Genomic DNA, 19,659 nt, shown 5'->3' on the forward strand with positions numbered 1-19,659 from the left:
CAACGGCAAGCGGGATGCCCTCTCCCCGGCGGAGAGGGCAGCAATACTGCCACGCACTATCAGGAAGGCCGACGATGAAAACCGCCCGGAACGTTTCCCATCGCCTCACCCCTGCGCTCGCCGCAGGTCTTGCCCTTGGCTGCGCCATGGTCTGTCTGCCCGGCGTGGCGGCGGCGGATAGCCTTGACTATCTCTATGACGGCCAGGGGAATTTGCTGAGCTATGGGGTCAACGGGGAGATGATCTATGAGGGGGTGGACGGCGAACTGGTAGAGGCCGTGCCGTTGGTGGAGGTCGGCCCGGCTTTCAAGCATGACCCTTACTACACCTACTACTCGCATGGGGGGGATGCAGGTGCCCGGGGTCTGGATTGTGGTAACGGGAGCGCCACCTGGGATGGCCAAAAACGGTCAAAGCCCACGGCGGGTGGTGATGGCGGGAATGCGGATTACCAAGCATCAGGCATGGCAACAGATACTCACTCCAGTTTTACCGGCACGATCGTCGCCCAGGGAGCCAATGGCGGCCATGGCGGCATGGGCGGCAGCAATACCACGGGTTCCTGTGATAAGGGTGGGCAGGCGGGCGGCAATGGCGGCAATGGGGCGGAGGCCGGCATTTCCTACAATCAGGGCAAGGCATCCGACAAAAAGTCCTATGAAGTGGGAGAGGATGGCGTCAAAAACATGACCATCCATGGCGCCACAGCCCTGGTGGCGCAGTCCTTGGGCGGTAATGGCGGCGATGGCGGCAGTTCTGTGGACAGTGGCGAGGGCAGCAAGGACAAGGCGGGCAATGGCGGCCATGGCGGCCAGGGTGGCAAGGCGTGGATCAAGAACACGGTGGGGCTGACAGTTCTCGATGACGTCCAAGTCTTCAATACCTACTCTATAAACTATGACCTGGAGACCGATCAAATCGATGACTACGACTTGATTACCCAGGTCGTCAATACCGCCCATGGCCTGATTGCGCAATCAGGTGGTGGCATTGGTGGTGCAGGTGGCAATGCCAATTCCGGCAGCAAAAACGGCGGTGCCGGCGGCAGTGCCGGCAATGCCGGTGAAGCCAATATCAATAACCAGGCTTACATCACCACCAATGGCGGCAGCGCCATCCTCGCGCAAAGCGTCGGCGGTTTTGGCGGCGATGCCGGGGTCAATAAAAAAGGCTATGGCGGTGGTGGTGGCACCGGCGGCGACGGCGGCCTGGTTTCGGTCTACAACAGCGGTGTACTGACCATCAATGACCAGAAGCTGCCGCTGTGCAGCGAGACGGTGACGCACAACTGCCGGATCACCGAAGACATGGATACCTCCAGCGGTACGCTGGCGACCTTGGCGAACTCTCCCCATCTCTACGGCGTCTGCGACGAGCGCTACCAGAACTGCGACATTCACGGTGCCTACGGCATTTTTGCCCAGTCGGTGGGTGGTGGCGGCGGCAATTCCGGTGGCAGCTCCGGCAAACACGCCATCGGCGCGGACGGTGGCGACGCCGGTTTCGGCTGGCTGGTGAACGTCGATAACAGGAACAAGATCAACATCAACACCGAAAGCTCGGTGGGCATTTTGGCGCAATCCATTGGCGGCGGCGGTGGCGCGGGCGGCATGGCCTATTCCAGCGCGCATAAGGCCAAGGCCATCGGCGGCTCCGGCGGTGGCGGCGGTGACGGCGGCGCTGTGTGGGTGTCGAATACCGGCAGCATCTGCACCGGCGGCGCCTGCGGCGTGGCGCTGGAAGAGCTGGTGGAAAAATCCGACTCGGCGGGCGGTGCCTACGGCATTTTTGCGCAGTCCATTGGCGGCGGCGGCGGTGCGGGCGGCAGCGCCAAGGCCAAATCCCATAGCGGCGGCTTTCTGGGGCTGATGCCGGGCAAGTCGCTGGCCATCGGCGGCTCCGGCGGTGACGGCGGTGACGGCGGTTTTATCACGGTCGCCAACCAGGGCGGCATCACCACGGCGGAAATCAATTCCGCCGGCATTTTTGCGCAATCGGTGGGCGGCGGCGGCGGTTCCGGCGGCGGTGCTACCGCCATGGACGCCTCCCTGTTCAGCGGCAAGGCCGTGGCCCATGGCGGCTCCGGCGGCGGCGGCGGCCACGGCGGCATGGTCGCGGTCAACTGCACCAGCTATGGCAATGCCAGTACCTATTCGCCCTGCCAGGCGCAGAACATTACTTCCTATACGCCGACGCAAACGCTCTCCACCACCGTCACACCGACCCTGCTCAGCAGCAATGCCGGCAATGCCTACGGCATCGCCACGGCGGGTCTCGGCTCGACGGCGATCTTCGCCCAGTCGGTAGGCGGCGGTGGCGGCTCCGGCAGCTATGCCATTGCCGTGCAAGGCGAGTTGTTTGGCGACGGCATGGCGCTGGCCTATGGCGGCACGGGCGGTAATGGCGGCTCGGGCAACCTTGTCTATGCGGGCACCAACGGCATGTGGCTTTACACCCTGGGCGATGGCGCGGCGGGGCTGCTGGCGCAGTCCATCGGCGGCGGCGGCGGCGCGGGCAGCTATGCCCTGAGCCTCGCGGCAGCGGCGGCGGGCGCACCGGTCGCCTTCTCGCTGGGCGGCGCAGGCGGCGTGGGCGGCGGCGGCGGTAACGTGGTAGCGGAGAATCCTGGCGGCCATATCAGCACAGCGGGTGATTTTTCCCACGGCATCATCGCGCAATCCATTGGCGGCGGCGGCGGTGCAGGCGGTGCCTCGGTGGCGGCCTCCGGGTCGCTGGTGGGCGTCAACACAGCGTTGGCCGTGGGCGGTTCGGGCGAAGGCGGTGGTGCTGGCGGCCAGGTCCTTGTGACCAATACCCGCTACGGCAGTAACAGCCCGGACATCTGGACGCAAGGCTATGGTGCCAACGCCATCCTGGCGCAGTCCATTGGCGGCGGTGGCGGTGCGGGTGGCAACAGCTATGCGGCCTCGGCGACCTTGGTCGGCGGCACGGCCAGCGTGGCGGTGGGCGGCAGCTCGTCAAGTGGTGGTGCGGGCAGCGTCGTTGATCTCGATAACCAGGGCAACCTGGTCACGGAAGGCCATAACGCAGCGGGCATCGTGGCTCAGTCCATCGGCGGCGGCGGCGGCGCGGGCAGCTATGCCCTGAGCCTCGCGGCAGCGGCGGCGGGCGCACCGGTCGCCTTCTCGCTGGGCGGCGCAGGCGGCGTGGGCGGCGGCGGCGGTAACGTGGTAGCGGAGAATCCTGGCGGCCATATCAGCACAGCGGGTGATTTTTCCCACGGCATCATCGCGCAATCCATTGGCGGCGGCGGCGGTGCAGGCGGTGCCTCGGTGGCGGCCTCCGGGTCGCTGGTGGGCGTCAACACAGCGTTGGCCGTGGGCGGTTCGGGCGAAGGCGGTGGTGCTGGCGGCCAGGTCCTTGTGACCAATACCCGCTACGGCAGTAACAGCCCGGACATCTGGACGCAAGGCTATGGTGCCAACGCCATCCTGGCGCAGTCCATTGGCGGCGGTGGCGGTGCGGGTGGCAACAGCTATGCGGCCTCGGCGACCTTGGTCGGCGGCACGGCCAGCGTGGCGGTGGGCGGCAGCTCGTCAAGTGGTGGTGCGGGCAGCGTCGTTGATCTCGATAACCAGGGCAACCTGGTCACGGAAGGCCATAACGCAGCGGGCATCGTGGCTCAGTCCATCGGCGGCGGCGGCGGCGCGGGCGGCAATGCCACCAGCGTGTCGGGCAGCGTGGCGGGCGTGACCCTGGGCGTGGCTCTGGGTGGCAGTGGCGGCGGTGGTGGCAACAGCAGTGATGTGGACGTCGGCAACGAGGGCAGCATCAGCACGGCGGGGGATTATTCGCACGGTATCCTGGCGCAGTCCATCGGTGGTGGTGGCGGCGCGGGCGGCAATGCCGTGGCCGGTTCCGGCACCCTGGCGGGCGGCGCGCTTTCAACCGCCGTCGGCGGCACCGGCGGCTCGGGCGGCAACGCCGGGGGCGCTTATGTTGACAACAGCAATGCCAGTTCGGTCATCAGCACCCAGGGCTATGGCGCCTACGGCATTCTGGCGCAGTCCGTGGGTGGTGGCGGCGGCGCGGGCGGCTCCGCCATGTCGGGGTCGGCCACCTTCATGAGTTCGGTGTCGTCCAGCGTGGCGCTGGGCGGCAGCGCAAGCCGGGGCGGCACCGCCAGTGCCGGCGAGGTCAACAATGCCGGGATGGTGCTGACCGAGGGCGCCAACGCGGTCGGTATCGCCATGCAATCCATTGGCGGCGGCGGCGGCGTGGGCGGCAATGCGGTCAGCGTGGCGGGCAATATCACCGGCGGCAATCTGGCTTTGGCCGTGGGCGGTGCGGGTGGCACTGGTGGCACCGGCGGTGTCAGCAGTATCAACAATTCTGGCGTAGTGGCGACCAAGGGCGATTTCGCCCACGGCCTCATGGCGCAATCCATCGGCGGTGGCGGCGGTGCGGGCGGCATGGCGGTGGCGGGCACAGCGACCCTGGTCGGCGTCAATGTTTCCAGTGCTGTGGGCGGCACCGGCGGTGGCGGTGGCTTTAGCAACGAGGTGAAGGTCATCAACAAAGGCGGCAAATCGGTCGGTTTGGCGACAACGGCTGTTATCCAGACCGAAGGCGCGGGTGCCAATGCGATTCTGGCGCAGTCCCTGGGGGGCGGCGGTGGTGCCGGTGGCATGACTGTCGCGGCGTCGGCGGCCCTTGGCAGCTTGAGCGCCACCCAGGCTATCGGTGGCGCGGGCGGCGCGGGTGGCACGGCGTCTGCGGTCACCGTGAGCAATAACGGCAATCTCATCACGCTGGGCGAAAACGCCAGTGCGGTGGTGGCGCAGTCCATCGGAGGCAAGGGCGGCGCGGGCGGCACAGCGCTCAGCGCCTCCGGCGACGTCATTGGCGCAGGGGTCAGCATTGCCTCGGGCGGCGCGGGCAGCACGGGCGGCAAGGGCGAGTGGGTCACGGTGAGTCATGAGGGCACCACTGACGGCACCAGTGGCACTACGGGCGGTGCGGTCATCAGCACGGCGGGCGCGAATGCCAAGGGTATTCTGGCGCAATCCATCGGCGGCAATGGCGGCGAAGGCGGCATGGCGGTGTCGGCGGCCGGCGGCCTGGTGGGGGGCAATATGGGTGTGTCCCTCGGAGGGAGTGGCGGCAGTGGCAGCGCGTCCAGCGTGTCAAGAGTGGCCAACTATGGGGGACGCATCCTGACGGCGGGGGACTATGCCCAGGGCATCGTGGCGCAGTCTATTGGTGGTAACGGTGGTGCGGGCGGCATGGCGGTATCCGGCTCGGCCTCGGTGACCGATGTGGCGATGTCGGTGGCGGTCGGTGGCACCGGCGGCTCCGGCGGTGAGGTCAGGGGTGATGTCTCGGTAAACAACTACAAAAGTGGTTCCACCAAGCCCTTGATTCAAACCCAGGGCGCAGGCGCGAATGCGATTCTGGCGCAGTCCATCGGTGGCGATGGCGGTGCGGGCGGCATGAGTCTGGCCGCAGCGGTAGCATTGGCCGGAGATGCCTCGGCAGCCGTGGCCGTCGGTGGCGGCGGTGGCAATGGCGGCAAGGCAAACTCAGTCGCGGTGATCAATGAGGGCACGCTGGTGACCACCGGCAATGAAGCGGCGGCCCTGGTGGCGCAAGCCATCGGTGGTTCTGGCGGCGTCGGTGGCTTCTCGGCCAGTGCCGGGGTGAATCTGACCGGCAATACCGCAAGCTTTGCGCTGGGTGGCACCGGTGGTAATGGCGGCCAGGTGCTGGGCACGGTAACGGTGACCAACAGCAGCGGCACGATTCAGACGCTGGGCAACAATGCCCAGGGCATTCTGGCGCAGTCCATTGGCGGCAACGGCGGCGCGGGCGGCATGAGTCTCGCGGCAACGGTGTCGCTGGCCGCTGAAAATGCTGCCGTGTCGCTGGGTGGCGCGGGCGGCGGTGGCGGCACGGCAGGCGTGGTCACGGTCGATAGCAGCGGCGGTCAGTTGATGACCGCAGGCGATTATTCACAGGGCATTCTGGCGCAGTCCATTGGCGGCAATGGCGGCGCGGGCGGTATGAGCGTGTCGGGTTCGGTGAGCCTGACCGGCAATGCGGGCGCGGTGAGCCTGGGCGGCAGTGGCAACAAGGGCGGCGCGGGCAAGGCGGTCACGGTGACCAATGCCACGGGCATTGTCACCCAGGGCTATGGTGCCAGTGCCATTGCCGCGCAGAGCATCGGCGGCTTTGGCGGCGCGGGCGGGGCCAGTGTCTCCGCCGGTTTCTCGCTGGGCAGCAGTGCGGCGGCGGTGGCAGTGGGCGGCGGTGCCGGTACGGGCGCGTCTTCCGACAAGGTGCTGGTGACCAACTCCGGCGCACTCACCACCCTGGGCGGCGGTGCGGCGGCGATTCTGGCGCAGTCCATCGGCGGTGACGGCGGCATCGGCGGCCTGGCGGTCAGCGGCGCGGTCAGCATGAGCAATAACGGTTCCCTGGCGCTGGGCGGTGGGGGTGCCGCAGGCGGCACGGCGGGCGAGGCGCGGGTGGACAACTCGGGCAATATCATGGTGATTGCCGAGGAAACCGAATCCGTGACTGTCCCGGCGGTGCCCAATGCCAGTGTCAATCAGGCGCTGGAAGCGTGGGCGCTGGTCTCCGGCGATATGCAGGAAATGCCGGACGATGTCACCAACCTGTTCAACTTGATTACGGGCCAGAGCAATCCGCTCTTGAGCGCGCTCCATGCCAATGCGGCAGGCATCATGGTGCAGTCCATCGGCGGTGGCGGTGGCGCGGGCGGTCTGGCAGCGGCGGCGGGCCTGTCGGCCACGGACAAGAGTTTTGATGTGGCCGTCGGCGGCGACGGCGGCGGTGGCGGCACGGCTGGCGCAGCCATCCTCAACAACACCGGCAGCGTGATCACCCTGGGCACCCATTCGCCGGGCCTGGTCGCCATGAGCATGGGCGGTCAAGGCGGCGCGGGTGGTTTCTCGGCAAGCGTGGGGGCCAGCGGCTGGAGCCTCGGTACGGCAGTGGCCTCGGTTGGCGGCGACGGCGGCAATGGCGGTCGGGCCGGTGAAGTCACCGTGACCACGGCCAACAGCGATTTGTACAAGCCGGTCATGACCCAGGGCTCGCAATCGCCTGCGCTTATGGCCATGAGCATCGGCGGCAACGGCGGTACGGGCGGCTTTGATGCGGCAGTGGGCCTGAGCAGCCTCGGCAGCGCCGTGACCGGCGTCGGCGGTAATGGTGGCGACGGCGGCACCGGCGGCAATGTCAACGTCACGAGCAGTCAGTACCTGACCACCTCCGGCCTGATGTCGCCCGGCATTCTGGCCATGTCCATCGGCGGCCATGGCGGTATGGGCGGCATCAGTGCCGGTGTGGCGGAGTCGCTGGTGAAAAGCGTGGCGGCCTCGGTGGGCGGCAATGGCGGCGCGGGCGGCAAGTCCGGCATCGTGGATGTCAGCGTGAATGCGCCGGTGGTGACCTACGGCAATCTTTCCTCCGGCATCGTCAGCCAGAGCATCGCCGGTTCCGGCGGCATGGGCGGCGTGGCCGTGTCCTCGGTGGTGACGGCGGAAGTCATCCCGACCAAGAAGTACAAACTGAATATCGGTGGTGCCGCCGGCGGCGAAGGCGGTGCAGGCGGTCAGGCCGGTGATGCTTATGTCGAAAGCAATAGTGTGGTGCAGACCTACGGCTTCCTGTCACATGCCGTGGTGGCGCAGTCGGTGGGCGGCACCGGCGGCATGGGCGGCATTGCTGTCGATGGCAGTTTTGATGTGACGCTCAACGTGATTCCGGGCATGGACGGCGGTGACCGCAATCTCAGTTTTGCTCTGGCCGTGGGTGGCGAAGGCGGTATCGGCGGTAACGCGGGTCTGGCACAGGTTGATCAGCGCGGCAGCCTCGTCACCGGTTATGGCATCGTCGAAAATGGCGCGGTGGGCAGTGCGTTTTTGTCCTCCGGTATTTTGGCGCAGTCTATTGGCGGCTCCGGCGGCATGGGTGGCTCGGCAGCGGCGATTGCCGCAGGCAACAGCCCCACCAGCGCGACGCTGGCGGTAGGCGGCATGGGGGGCGCCGGTGGTCATGCGGGCAGTGTGGTGGTCAACAGCAATGTGGACTGCCTGACCTCGGCCAACTGCACCGACGGCATTACCACCTTTGGCGCGGGTTCGGCGGCGATCAAGGCGCAATCCATCGGTGGTGGTGGCGGTAGCGGCGGCATTGCCCTGAGCGCGGCCAGCGTTGGCCTGCTGCCCAGCAAGGTGGGTGTGGGCGGTGCCGGGGGTGACGGTGGCGATGCCGGTCATGGCGGCACGGTGGAGATCAACGTCGGCGGCAGCCTGACCACGGTGGGGCTGAATGCGCCGGGCATTCTGGCGCAGTCGGTGGGCGGCGGCGGCGGTGATGGCGGCGCCAGTCTGAGCGGTAATTACGATCTGGCCACTGCGGTGAAAAAATCGCTGTCGTTGTTTGGCGTGAAAGTGGAAGACGACGATGACAGTCTGGTGTCGTCCTCGATTGATGGCGTCAAGGGTGTCTATCAGGACGTCACTGGTGAAGAGATGCCGGACAGCCTCGCCGCCTCGTCTGCCCTGGCGGTGGGCGGTGATGGCGGCGCGGGCGGCAATGCCGCTGCCGTGACTGTGAACAGCACGGCGCAAATCGTTACCGGCGCGGGTGGCTTTGGCTATCAGTCGGCGGGCATCATGGCGCAGTCGGTGGGCGGCGGTGGCGGCAACGGTGGCTTTGCCGGCATCGGCCAGAACGGTGCCGTCACCGGCTCCGTGCTGCTGGGCGGTAATGGCGGCGTCGCCGGTGACGGCAGCACGGTCAATGTGACGGCGGCCAATCTCATCAAGACCACGGGCATGCATTCCACCGCGCTGGTGGCGCAGTCCATCGGTGGTGGCGGCGGTAATGCCGGTCATATCTACGACGGCACCGAGGCCATTGGCGCGCTGTCCAGCGGTGTCGGCGGTTCCGGCGGCAATGGCGGAAGCGCTTCCACGGTGACGGTCACGAGCAGCGCCACCCTGATCACCAACGGCCTGCATTCCGGCGGCATCATGGCGCAGTCCATCGGCGGCGGTGGCGGCAACGCCAACAGCAGTATCCTTGGCAATCTGGTCGATGCCTTGCCGGTGCCCGCCACGGTGGGCGCGACCAACAAGGCCCGCGTCGGCGTGACGACGCTCGATGAAATCATCGAAAACGGCGCCCAGGTGGGCGCGCTGGACGAGCGCGTGTTCGGGCAATCGGGCGCGGACGCGGGCGCGGCCTTTGCCGTGAACCTGGGCGGCTCCGACGGTGTGGCGGGCAATGGCGGCAATGTCACGGTGAGCAATACCGGCAATATCTTTACCGGTGCCGAGGTGGATAACGCGGGCAATGTCGTGGCCAGTGAAAACCTGCTGCGCACCGCCGGTTCCACGGCCATCCTGGCGCAGTCCATTGGCGGTGGCGGCGGTAGCAGTCATGAGGCTGCGGTGGACGCCAACTGGGGGCAGTCCATGACCGCCAAGAACCTGGGCGGCCTGTTTGGCAGCGACGACACGGCTTCCCTGCAGCGCCGTGCGGGTAATGTGACGGTGCTGAACACCGGCTCCCTGATCACCTATGGTGCCAACTCCGCCGGCATCATCGCGCAGTCCATCGGCGGCGGCGGCGGCGTCAGCGGCACCTTCAGCGCCACCACCAACACGCTGGAAGGCATGGCGGGTGCGACCTCGAATGCGCTGCGCCTGGGCGGCGGTATGGCGGAGAGCTATGCGGGCATGGTGTCGGTCTGCGATACCAGAACCACGTTTGATACCGAGCCTGTCGTTGACTATTGCTCGGGTCTATCTGACCAAGGCCAGGCCATCGTTACCGAAGGCGTGGCCTCGCACGGCATATTGGCGCAGTCCATCGGCGGTGGTGGCGGGTATGCGGCGGTCATCACCAGTGCCGTGGAACAGGCGGTGGCGGGCGAGCTATCTGCGGGCAATTTCGACCTCACCGTGGGTGAAGTGCTGGAAGCCAGTAGCACCGACGGCGTGGCCGTGGCCGCGCATCTGGGCGGCACGGACAACAGCAGTGGCAACCGTTCCGGCAATGGTGCCCTCATCTGGACGGCGACCGATGTGGTGACCCGTGGCGATGCTGCCCTGGGCCTGCTGGGGCAGTCAGTCGGTGGCGGCGGTGGTCTGTTGGTGTCTCATGCCAGCAATGCGGGCACCGGAGATTATCACGTCAAGGGGCAGTTGGGCGGCTTTGGCAGTGGTGCCAACGCCACCATAGCGGACACTCCGGGGGTAGTGTTCCAGGGCTCGGTACTGACCGAAGGCGATCTGGCGACGGCGGTGATAGGCCAGGGCGTGGCCGGTGGCGGTGGCATCTTCCTGTCGCTGGGCAAGACCGTGGGCACGGGTGGCACGGATACCGTGGAACTGCTCCTCGGCGCGGCCGACGGCGAGGGCAATGGCAGCAATAACAAGGTCGTCTGGGGTGCCATGAACCAAATCGAGCAGAGCGCCTTGATGACCTCGGGCGCGGGTGCGCTCGGTATCATTTCGCAGTCGGTGGGCGCGGGCGGCGGTTTTGCTGCCAGCCATACCGGGAGCGCCTCGGCAGGGGCCGTGGAAGGCATCTTCAAGCTCGGCAGCACGGGCGTGGCGGGTGCGACAGACGAGTATTGGACAGCGCTGACCTCGAGCACGGGTTTCCAGATCGCGACGACAGGTGTGAATGCCGTGGGCGCGCTCACCCAGTCCGTGAGTGCGGGCGGCGGCCTGGCGATTGACAGTCATGACAGCCTGCTGGCGCGTGAATCCGTGGCGGTCAGCTTTGACCTTGGCTTTGACAATGCGGGCAAGGCCGGTGGCAGCGTGGGCGCGACCAAGGTGGAAGCCGTACGTCACAGCATCAACACAGAAGGCGACAACGCCAGCGCCATGCTGATGCAGTCGGTGGCCGGTGGTGGCGGTACAGCGCTGTTTGCCAGCAGTGCGGTCGAGCAGGGCGGCGAGGTGGAAGCCAGCTTCCATCTCGGCGGCAATCCCAGCGATGGCATGGCCATGGAGATCGAAGCCACGCTCGGCATCCTGGGCAACCGCGTGAGCCTGCCCAGCTATCTGGTGACGGCGGGCGACAACGCCTTTGGCCTGGTGGCGCAGAGCATTGCCAGCGGCGGAGGTCTGGCGGCGCTGACCGTGGCCGCCTCGGAAGAACAACTCGCTGAGGGGGCAACTCTGGGCCTGACGCTGGCGGATTCCTGGCTGGGCCGTGCTGATGGTGCTGTGTCCAGCAAGCATTACGCCTCGGTGGTGAACCTTGATTTGTCCGACTACAACATCGTGACCTCTGGCCGCAACAGCGTTGGCCTGGTGGCGCAGTCCATCGGCGGCGGTGGCGGTGTTGCGACTGCGCTGGCGGCGGACTCGGCGCGTTTCGGTGGCAGCCTGCAACTGGGGGCATCGGGTGGCGGTTCGGGCGCGGCAGCGGGGGCCATCAACCTGACTGCCTCGGCCAGCAAGAGCGATGCCAGCCTCATCAGCACAGCGGCGGATTTCACGCCCGCGATGCTGGTGCAGTCGATTGGCGGCGGCGGCGGTCTGGCCATGCTCAATGTCAGCGACCTGACCCTGGGCGGCAATACCGGCAGCCAGGGCAATACCGTCAGCATCAATAATGCGGCGTCTATCGTTACCCAGGGCAAGGCGTCGATAGGCCTGATTGCCCAGTCCATCGGTGGCGGTGGCGGTGTTGGCTGGTCGCTCGATGAAGTGACCTTGGGCGGCGCTGCCAGCGGCTCGCACGGCAAGAACGTGAGCGTGACCCAGAACGGCGATATCTACACCACGGGTGATTACGCCTACGGCATTCTGGCGCAGTCGATCGGCGGCGGTGGTGGCCTGGCCTTGAGTGAAGGCGATGTGCTGGCGACGACGGTGCTGGATGGCGTCGGCAATGGCGGCAATGTCAGTGTCACCGTGAATGGCAATGTTGTGACCGAGGGTTACGGCGCCCATGGCGTGGTAGCCCAGTCGGTGGCCAATGGCGGCGGCTTGGTGCTGGACATGGGTAACACTGAAAACGGTGGCTTGACCGCGCATTACAGCGACACCGCCCTCGACGGCACGCCGGGGCTGGTCAACGTCTATGTCAACGGCAATATCGCGGTGTATGGCGAAAACGCTCACGGCATCTTCGCCACCAACTCGGATGATCCGGTGGTATGGGTTGCCGAAGGTTCCAGCGTGACCGGCGGCGAAGGTGGCAGCGCGGTTTACTTTGATGCGGGCCGCAACGAGCTGCACAACAGCGGCACCTTGTCCACGATGGACGGCGCCGCCGGGCTGGTGGTGCACAGCATCGGCGGAGATACCCGCATCAACAACGAGGCCAGCGGTGTGCTGCATGGCGCCATCCGCCTGGCGGCGGATGGTAACAATCTCCTGCACAACCTGGGCACGGTGCTGGCTGGTACGGAAATCGATCTGGGCGATGGTGTGTTCCGCAACGAAGGCATCCTTGGGCTGGCCGAGGGCGTGGGGCACAGCGTTTTGAATGGCGACCTGACCCAGAGCGAAACCGGCAGCCTGATGCTGCGCTTCGACCAGCGTGACGGCACCGCCGACCGGCTGCACGTGACCGGTACCGCCGAACTGGCGGGGGTCATCACACCGCTGCTGGTCAACGCCGGCCACATCCGGCCGGGCACCCGCGCCACGCAGATCCTCTCCGCCGACGGCGAGATCGACCTCAGCGGCCTGCGCGTACTCGACAGTGCCCTGCTGCACCATACGCTGACCGAGGAGAACGGCGAGATCACCGTCACCACCACGGCGGACTTCACCCCCGCCGGCCTGCGCGGCGACGGCGAGCGCCTGGGCACGGTACTGGCCGGCCTGCAAGGTGACGGCGGCACCCGGCTGTCGCGCGGCATCACCGCACTGCTGGCGCAGCTGCCGGACGTGCAGGCGCTGGACGATGCCTACGACACCGTGGCCAGCGGCGGCATCTCGGCGGTGCCGATGATGTCGCTGCAGAACGCCAGCCTGGTGATGGACACAGTGACTGCACGCCTGGACGGCTGGCGTGCCGATGAACTGGCGAGCGGCACGCGGGTACAGCACCTGACACAGGGGGGCGATACGGATTCGGGGCCGCGCGGCTGGCTCAGCCTGGTCGGCAACACCAGCAACGGAGAGGGCCTCAGCCGTGATGCCACGGCCATGGTGCTGGGCGCCGACATGGTCCTCGGCGAGCAGACACTGGTCGGCGCCAGCGTCTCCGCCAGCCGGCTGCAATTCGACCTGGACCGGCCCGATGCCTGGGCCACCGGCGACGAATTCGGCCTGAACCTGTACGGCCTGCACCGCGCCGGCAACGCCTATGCCTCCGCCATGCTGTTCGCGGCCAGCAACCGCGTCACCTACCACAGCAGCCTGCGCGGTTTCGGCTACGATCTGGCCGGCGAAACGACCTTCGACAACCGCACCCTCGGCGGCCGGCTGGAAGCGGGCTACGCCTTCACCCTGCCGTCGCGGCGCGTGACCCTCACGCCGTTCGTGGCGGTACAGCCGACGCAGGTGTACCAGGACGACGCGCGCGAGGTGTACAACGCCGAACTGGGCATTGGCGTGAACTTCCGCGATGCGGTGATCGAATCCCTGCCGGCCGATCTCGGTGTGCAGATCGGCAGCCACTGGACCCTGGCGGGCGGCGCGCGGCTGTCGTCCTTCGCCCGGCTCGCCTGGCGCCACGACTTCGAGCCGGAGCGCACTATACAGCGCGATTTCCACGGCATCCGCCTGCGCGACTCCAGCCTGCCGGAAGCGGAAGACACCGCCATCGCCCGCCTGGGCATGCAGTACAGCCTGGGCCGTGCACTGAGTGTGACCGGCGAGGTGGAAGGGCAGTGGTCATCGCCCTATGACACGGTGGGGGGGAGCATCGGGTTGCAGTATCGATGGTAACCCGGCCGCTTTATCGGCCACTTTCCATGGTGAAAGTGGCCGATAAAGTGGAATAAATGGCCGTTAATTCTGGTAATGGCATCCGCAAACGGCCGGACCGGACCCATCCTGCCGACCGGGCAGGACGGGCGCTGTGGTCATCGCCACCCGAACGGCGGGATGGCCAATGCTATATACTTCCGGCTCCTTCGTGTCGGGAAAGCCAGCCCCATGTCTGCAACGCTCGTCGTGCGTGACCCTTTGCTGCGGCGCTACCTCATCCTTTTTTCAGTTTTGCTGGCCGCTCTCGGCCTGGCCCACACCTGGGTCAATCCGCATCTGGAATACGTGCGCGCCCTGATCCTCAACGGCCAGCTCTGGCGCCTGTACAGCGCCCACTTCGTGCACCTCAACCACTGGCACATGCTGATGAACCTGGGCGGCTTTCTGTTGTGTGCCTGGTTCTTTACCGATATCTATGACCGCTGGCTGCTGGGTCTGTGGCTGCTGGTATCGCCGCTGCTGGTGAGCGGGCTGATGCTGTTCGTTGACCAGGCCAGCGGGCCGTATGTGGGGCTGTCGGGCATCCTGCACGGCTGGCTGGTGATGGCGCTGCTGCTGGGTTTTCGTACCCATCCTTGGCTGCATGCACTGGTGCTGGCGCTGGTGGCGGGGCGGCTGATCTGGGAGCAGTTGCCGGGCTATGACGTCGAGTACCTGCGTGACTGGATTGACGGCCGGGTCTATGTGAATGCCCATTTATATGGCGCGCTGTCTGGTGCGCTATTGGCCGCCGGGGTGATGCTGGCGCGGCGTCTGCGTCGCCCGTCGGTGTCATGTTAGACTGCCGCTCTGCTCACCGGAGTGTCCATGAACGAACTGCAACGACAGGCTTATATCCGCGCCATGGGGTTTTCGCCCTGGGTGGCCTGTGCACCGTTGCCGGGTGCCGCGCCGACACCGGTCCTTGCGCCTGTCGAGCCGCCCGCACCTCCCGTGGCGGCAGTTCCCGAGATGCCGCGCCAGGAGCCGGCACCGGCCGCTGAGCGGCCCCCGCTGCCCACCGTGTCCGCCAGCCCCGCGACGATACCCCCGGCGTCACCTGCCGAGCCCGCCCGGCAGGCCATGGCCGGCCCGCGCTTCACCCTGCAGGCGTTTGCCACGCCGAATGTCTGGCTGGTGCTGGAACAGGAACAGGCCGACGCCCCCGGCTTTGGCCGCGAAGCGCAGCAACTGGTCAATAATCTGCTGCGCATCTGGCAGGTCGGCCCCGGCCAGCCGCGCCGGTTTCTTTGTCCCCCCGGCGGCCAGCCGCTGCCCGCAGACCAGGCTGCCCAGGCGCTGGGTGCCTTCCTCAACGGACTGACGCGCGGCGGTACGCCACGGGTATTGCTCTGCGCGCGGGAAGATACCGCCGCGCTGGTGCTGCCAGAGCGTTTCCGCGTGCAGCGCCATGCACAGGGCGAATGGCTTGCGGTCAGTTCGCTCACGGAGATGCTGACGCAACCGGCTGAACACAAGCGCCGCACCTGGCAGGCCATGGTCGGGGCGGGCTTCCATGCCTGAACAGGCGTCCTGGTTACCGGGATTGAGCCTGCGTCCGATGTGTGCGGCCGATGTGCCGCAGGTCAGTGCGCTGGAAGCGCAGAGCCAGTTCACCCCCTGGAGCGAACAGGTTTTTCTCGATTGTCTGCGCGATGACTATCTGTGCCAGGTGGTCATGGCCGGCCCCGATACCCTGGCTGCGTTCATGGTGATTTCCCGCGTTCTGGATGAAGCGCATCTGCTGAATATCGCTGTTGCCAGCGACTGGCAGCGGCGTGGCATTGCGCGGACGCTGCTGGCCGACATGATGACGGCGCTGGCGCCGGAGAGCCGCTATCTGTTCCTGGAAGTGCGCGCCGGCAACGCGCCGGCGCGGGCGTTGTACGAGCAACTCGGTTTCAGCGTCACCGGCGTGCGCCGGGGATATTACCGTTGCGCTACCGGGCGGGAAGACGCGGTGCTGATGATGCAACCGTTGTCACCGTCCTGAATCCTGTTACAGGAAGTGGGTCGCACCCCGTAGGGAATGCTGCTATTTTTGGCCCGTTCCGGTCCCTCACCGGCGATGGACGCAATACAAAACAGCGCCTGCAGCGGCCGCAGCGTGCTGTATCAGGAAAGCGAGCATGAACAGACCCACCGTCCCTAATGTGTCCCGGCAGGTCAGCCTGCTGCTGGTCGATGACTCTCCTGATCTGCTTTCGCTACTGGCGGATTTTCTGCGCCCGACCCGCTGGCGCCTGGTGGTGGCCTTCGATGGCCAGGAGGGTTACCAGAAGGCCACGGTGCTGCAACCGGACCTGATCCTGCTGGACGTGCGCATGCCGCGCACCGATGGTTTTGCTGCCATCCGCCTGCTCAAGGCAGATTCACGCACGCGCAACATCCCGGTGATTTTTCTGTCCGGCGCGAAAGAAATCGAAGAGCGCCTGACCGGCCTGCGGCTGGGTGCCGTGGACTACATCAGCAAACCCTTTTCTCCCGAAGAAGTGATGGTGCGCATCGGCATCCACCTGGACCTGCACCGGCGCCAGGCGGCTGAAGCGGTGACCGAGGAAGAGGAAGATGCGCTGCAGCCGGGCGCGGTCAGCAGCACGGTGGCGGCGGCGATGCATATCCTGCGCCAGGACATCTGCCAGGCACCTTCGCTGACCGATCTTGCCCACCAGGTCGGCACCAATGAGCGGCGCCTGAATGCGCTGTTCCGCAAGGAAACCGGCACCACGGTATTCGCCTGGCTGCGCGAACAGCGTTTTGTGCTCGCCTGCGAACTGCTGGCGGATACCGAGCTGGACATCCAGCAGGTCAGCGATCAGGTCGGCTACGGCAATGCCGCCAACTTCACCACCATGTTCAAAGAGCGTTTTGGCGTTACGCCCAGCGATTATCGTCGCTCCCTTCGTAAATCCGACAACCAGGACTGATTCATGGCCCGCCCCTGTCGCCAGCCTCACTGGACATTATGCTGGCTGCTCTGGGGAATGGGCCTGCTGTGGCCCTGCGCCGTGCCGGCGATGGACATGGGCCATCCCGGCGGATGGCAACGGGCTTTCGAAAGTTACCTTGATGTCTCCGGCGCGTTGCCTGCGGGCCAGATAGCGCAGCAGGGCTTTATTGCGCGCGAACGCGTCATGGCGCGGCACGGCGACGGGGTGTGGTGGTTGCGGTTGCCGTTGTACAACAGCCTGCAGCAGCCGGTGACGCGCTGGCTGCAGATCGAGCCTGCGCGGCTGGCGGACGTGCAGTTTTTTGCGCCGGACGGTTCGCAGCTGGCACACACGGGTGCTGGCGTGCCCCTGGCGCAGCGGCCGCTGGACAGCCGGGCAGTCCTGCTGCCGGTATCGTTGCCTGCAGGCGGCGAGCGCACACTGTACGTGCGCATTGAGCACAACAGCGCCACCGCCGTGCAGGCGCGTGCCTGGGTGCCGGAAGAATTCTCGCATCACGAACGCAGGCTGGATTTTTTCAACGCCTTGCAGTTCGGTGCCATGCTCTGGTTTGCCGCCTACGGCGTGCTGGCGTTTTTCAGTTCACGGCAGCCAGCGTTTCTTTATTTCAGCCTGCTGGTGGCGAGCTGCGCACTGGTCGATATCAGTTTCCTGCAATACGGCCTGCAATATTTCTGGCCTGGTGCGGCGGCCTGGAACCTGCGCGCCAGCCTGATATTTTCCAGCCTGCTGCTGCCAGCAGCGGGCCTGCTGGTGACGCGTCTGCTGAACATGCGCCATCACTGTCCGCTGGGTCATACCCTGATCAACAGCCTGTCCTGGATATTGCTGGCCGATACCGTGGCGCGCCTGTTCGGCATGCCTCGCCTGCCGGGCCTGCTGCCGATGTTGCTGCCGATCACGCTGTTGGTGTCGCTGGCAGGCTGGTCGGTACGGGCGGCGTGGCAGGGCTTGCCCGGTGCACGCCTGCTGTTGCTGGCTTTCGCACTGACCTGGTGTGTGACGCTGTACGGCATCGGCAAGATCCTCGGCTGGTGGCTGTTGCCATCGCTCAACGGCCTGTCGATGAACTGGGCCATGCTGCTCAGCAGTGTGATGATGGTGCGCGTGCTGACCGACACAGTGCGGCAGTTTCGTCTTGAGCGCGAACAGGCCCGTGCCGAGGTTGCGGAAGCTCGACTGGCGTTGCGCGCCCAGGCGCTGCGGGCGCGCGAGCTGGCGCTGGAGAAAGACGCCGCAGAGGCGGCCAGCCAGGCAAAGTCCACGTTCCTGGCGCACCTGAGCCACGAACTGCGCACGCCGCTGCACAGTATCCTCGGCTACAGCGCACTGGTGTTGCAGGACATACCCGCCGCCGGCTACTCGATGCTGACACGGCGGGCCAGCGCAATCCAGCGCAGTGGCCGTCACCTGCTGGCACTGATTGATGAATTACTGGATTACGCCCGGGGCGAAGCCGGGCGGCTGGTGCTGGCGCCGCAGCCGCTGGAGATTGATGAGCTGCTCAACAGCGTGCTCGACGAAATGCGGCAACTGGCGCACAGCCACAACGTGACGCTGGCGTTGCATCCCGACAACCCGCCCGGCTGCCAGGTCATGGCCGATGGCCTGCGCCTGCGGCAGATACTGCTCAATCTGGTCAGCAACGCCTGCCGCCACAGTGGTGGGGACCGTGTCTTGCTGCAGTGGCGTGTGGCACCACAACGGGATTCGCCGGAACTGCTGAGCCTGTTCTTTGCGGTGTCGGATAACGGCAGTGGTATTCCCGAGGCGGACCGTGCACGCATTTTTCGTTCCTTTGAGCAGCGCGGGGCAGGGTATCAGCAGGGCGTCGGACTGGGGCTGCCGATTGCGCGCCAGTGGGTGAACCTGATGGGCGGTGAACTTGGCTGCGAAAATCTGCCAGAAAAGGGCTGCCGTTTTTATTTCTCCGTGGCGGTGCCCGGCCTGGCCGGGCCGTTGAACGAGACGACCGCCTCACACGAGGTACGCGGCTACCAGGGACCGGTGCAGCACCTGCTGGTGGTGGACGATACGCCGGAAAATCTGGACCTGCTCTGTGATGGCCTGACAGCGGCCGGGTTCCGGGTCAGCCGGGCAGACAGTGGCGAGGCGGCACTGCAGCGCCTGGCGGCCGAACCGGTGGATGCGGTCATCACCGATCAACGCATGCCGGGCCTGTCCGGCCGGGCGTTGCTGCGTGCTGCGCGCCGCGACGGTTACAGCATGCCGTGGCTGCTGTTGTCCGCCACCGTGCAGGGGATGTCCGCCATGCCCGATGACGATACGGACTTCGCTGCGATACTGCTGAAGCCCATCGGGATGTCGGCACTGGTGCGGGAACTGTGCCGGGTGCTGGACCTGGAACCCAGCCTCGCGGACGACCCGCCGCCCGTCACGCCGGATGCCACGACAAGACCTGATGCAGCAGCCATGGCGCGCCTGCGTCAGGCTGTGCAGGTCGGGGCACTGTCCGACATCGAGGACTGGTCGGACGAAATCTGCCGCACCCAGCCGGCAGCCAGCGGGTTCGCCCGCCGCGTGCTTGGTGCCGCACGCGCGCTGGATATGGCAGCACTGGAACAGTTGCTCGGCCCGGCGGACCGTCCGGCCTGACGACTGAGTGCGGTGTGCCAGGCGAGGGCTTTTTCGTGGCACCAGTGTAGTGAAGTGTGACGGGCATCAATGCGCTCGAAAGTGAGCGGCCGGTGCATGCTGTTTTCCCCAGTAGCGCAGACCTCATCCGGAATGTAGTTCTAACTAATTGT

At 66.3% G+C, this 19,659-nt stretch carries 6 protein-coding genes; all 6 read left to right on the forward strand.

The window, feature by feature from the left end; translation table 11 throughout:
- Positions 1–74 precede the first annotated feature (74 nt).
- The 6 genes from S7S_RS05105 (at position 75) to S7S_RS05130 (ending at position 19,507) form a co-directional block, all read left to right on the forward strand.
- The gene (locus S7S_RS05105; RefSeq protein ID WP_144401597.1) at positions 75–13,919 is read left to right on the forward strand and encodes an autotransporter outer membrane beta-barrel domain-containing protein; all 13,845 of its coding nucleotides are present in this window, start codon (positions 75–77) and stop codon (positions 13,917–13,919) included.
- Positions 13,920–14,129: 210 nt separating this feature from the next.
- Positions 14,130–14,741 carry a rhombosortase gene (gene rrtA / locus S7S_RS05110; RefSeq protein ID WP_008737351.1) on the forward strand — a complete coding sequence of 204 codons (612 nt, stop codon included), beginning with the start codon at positions 14,130–14,132 and terminating at the stop codon, positions 14,739–14,741.
- A 27-nt stretch (positions 14,742–14,768) separates the two neighbouring features.
- Positions 14,769–15,464, forward strand: coding sequence for a hypothetical protein (locus S7S_RS05115; protein ID WP_008737353.1), 696 nt, complete (start codon positions 14,769–14,771; stop codon positions 15,462–15,464).
- Complete coding sequence (gene rimI, locus S7S_RS05120; RefSeq protein WP_035204749.1) at positions 15,457–15,933, forward strand: ribosomal protein S18-alanine N-acetyltransferase; 477 nt, start codon at positions 15,457–15,459, stop codon at positions 15,931–15,933. Before S7S_RS05115 ends, rimI begins: the two co-directional genes overlap by 8 nt.
- Positions 15,934–16,069: 136 nt before the next feature.
- Entirely contained in the window at positions 16,070–16,867 is a 798-nt protein-coding gene (locus S7S_RS05125; protein WP_082027633.1) for a response regulator transcription factor, read from the forward strand.
- A 3-nt stretch (positions 16,868–16,870) separates the two neighbouring features.
- A complete protein-coding gene (locus S7S_RS05130) occupies positions 16,871–19,507 on the forward strand; it encodes a hybrid sensor histidine kinase/response regulator (RefSeq protein WP_082027634.1) in 2,637 nt (878 codons plus the stop codon).
- The last annotated feature ends 152 nt before the right edge of the window (positions 19,508–19,659 follow it).

This window comes from Isoalcanivorax pacificus W11-5, from assembly GCF_000299335.2.
GTDB lineage: Bacteria > Pseudomonadota > Gammaproteobacteria > Pseudomonadales > Alcanivoracaceae > Isoalcanivorax > Isoalcanivorax pacificus.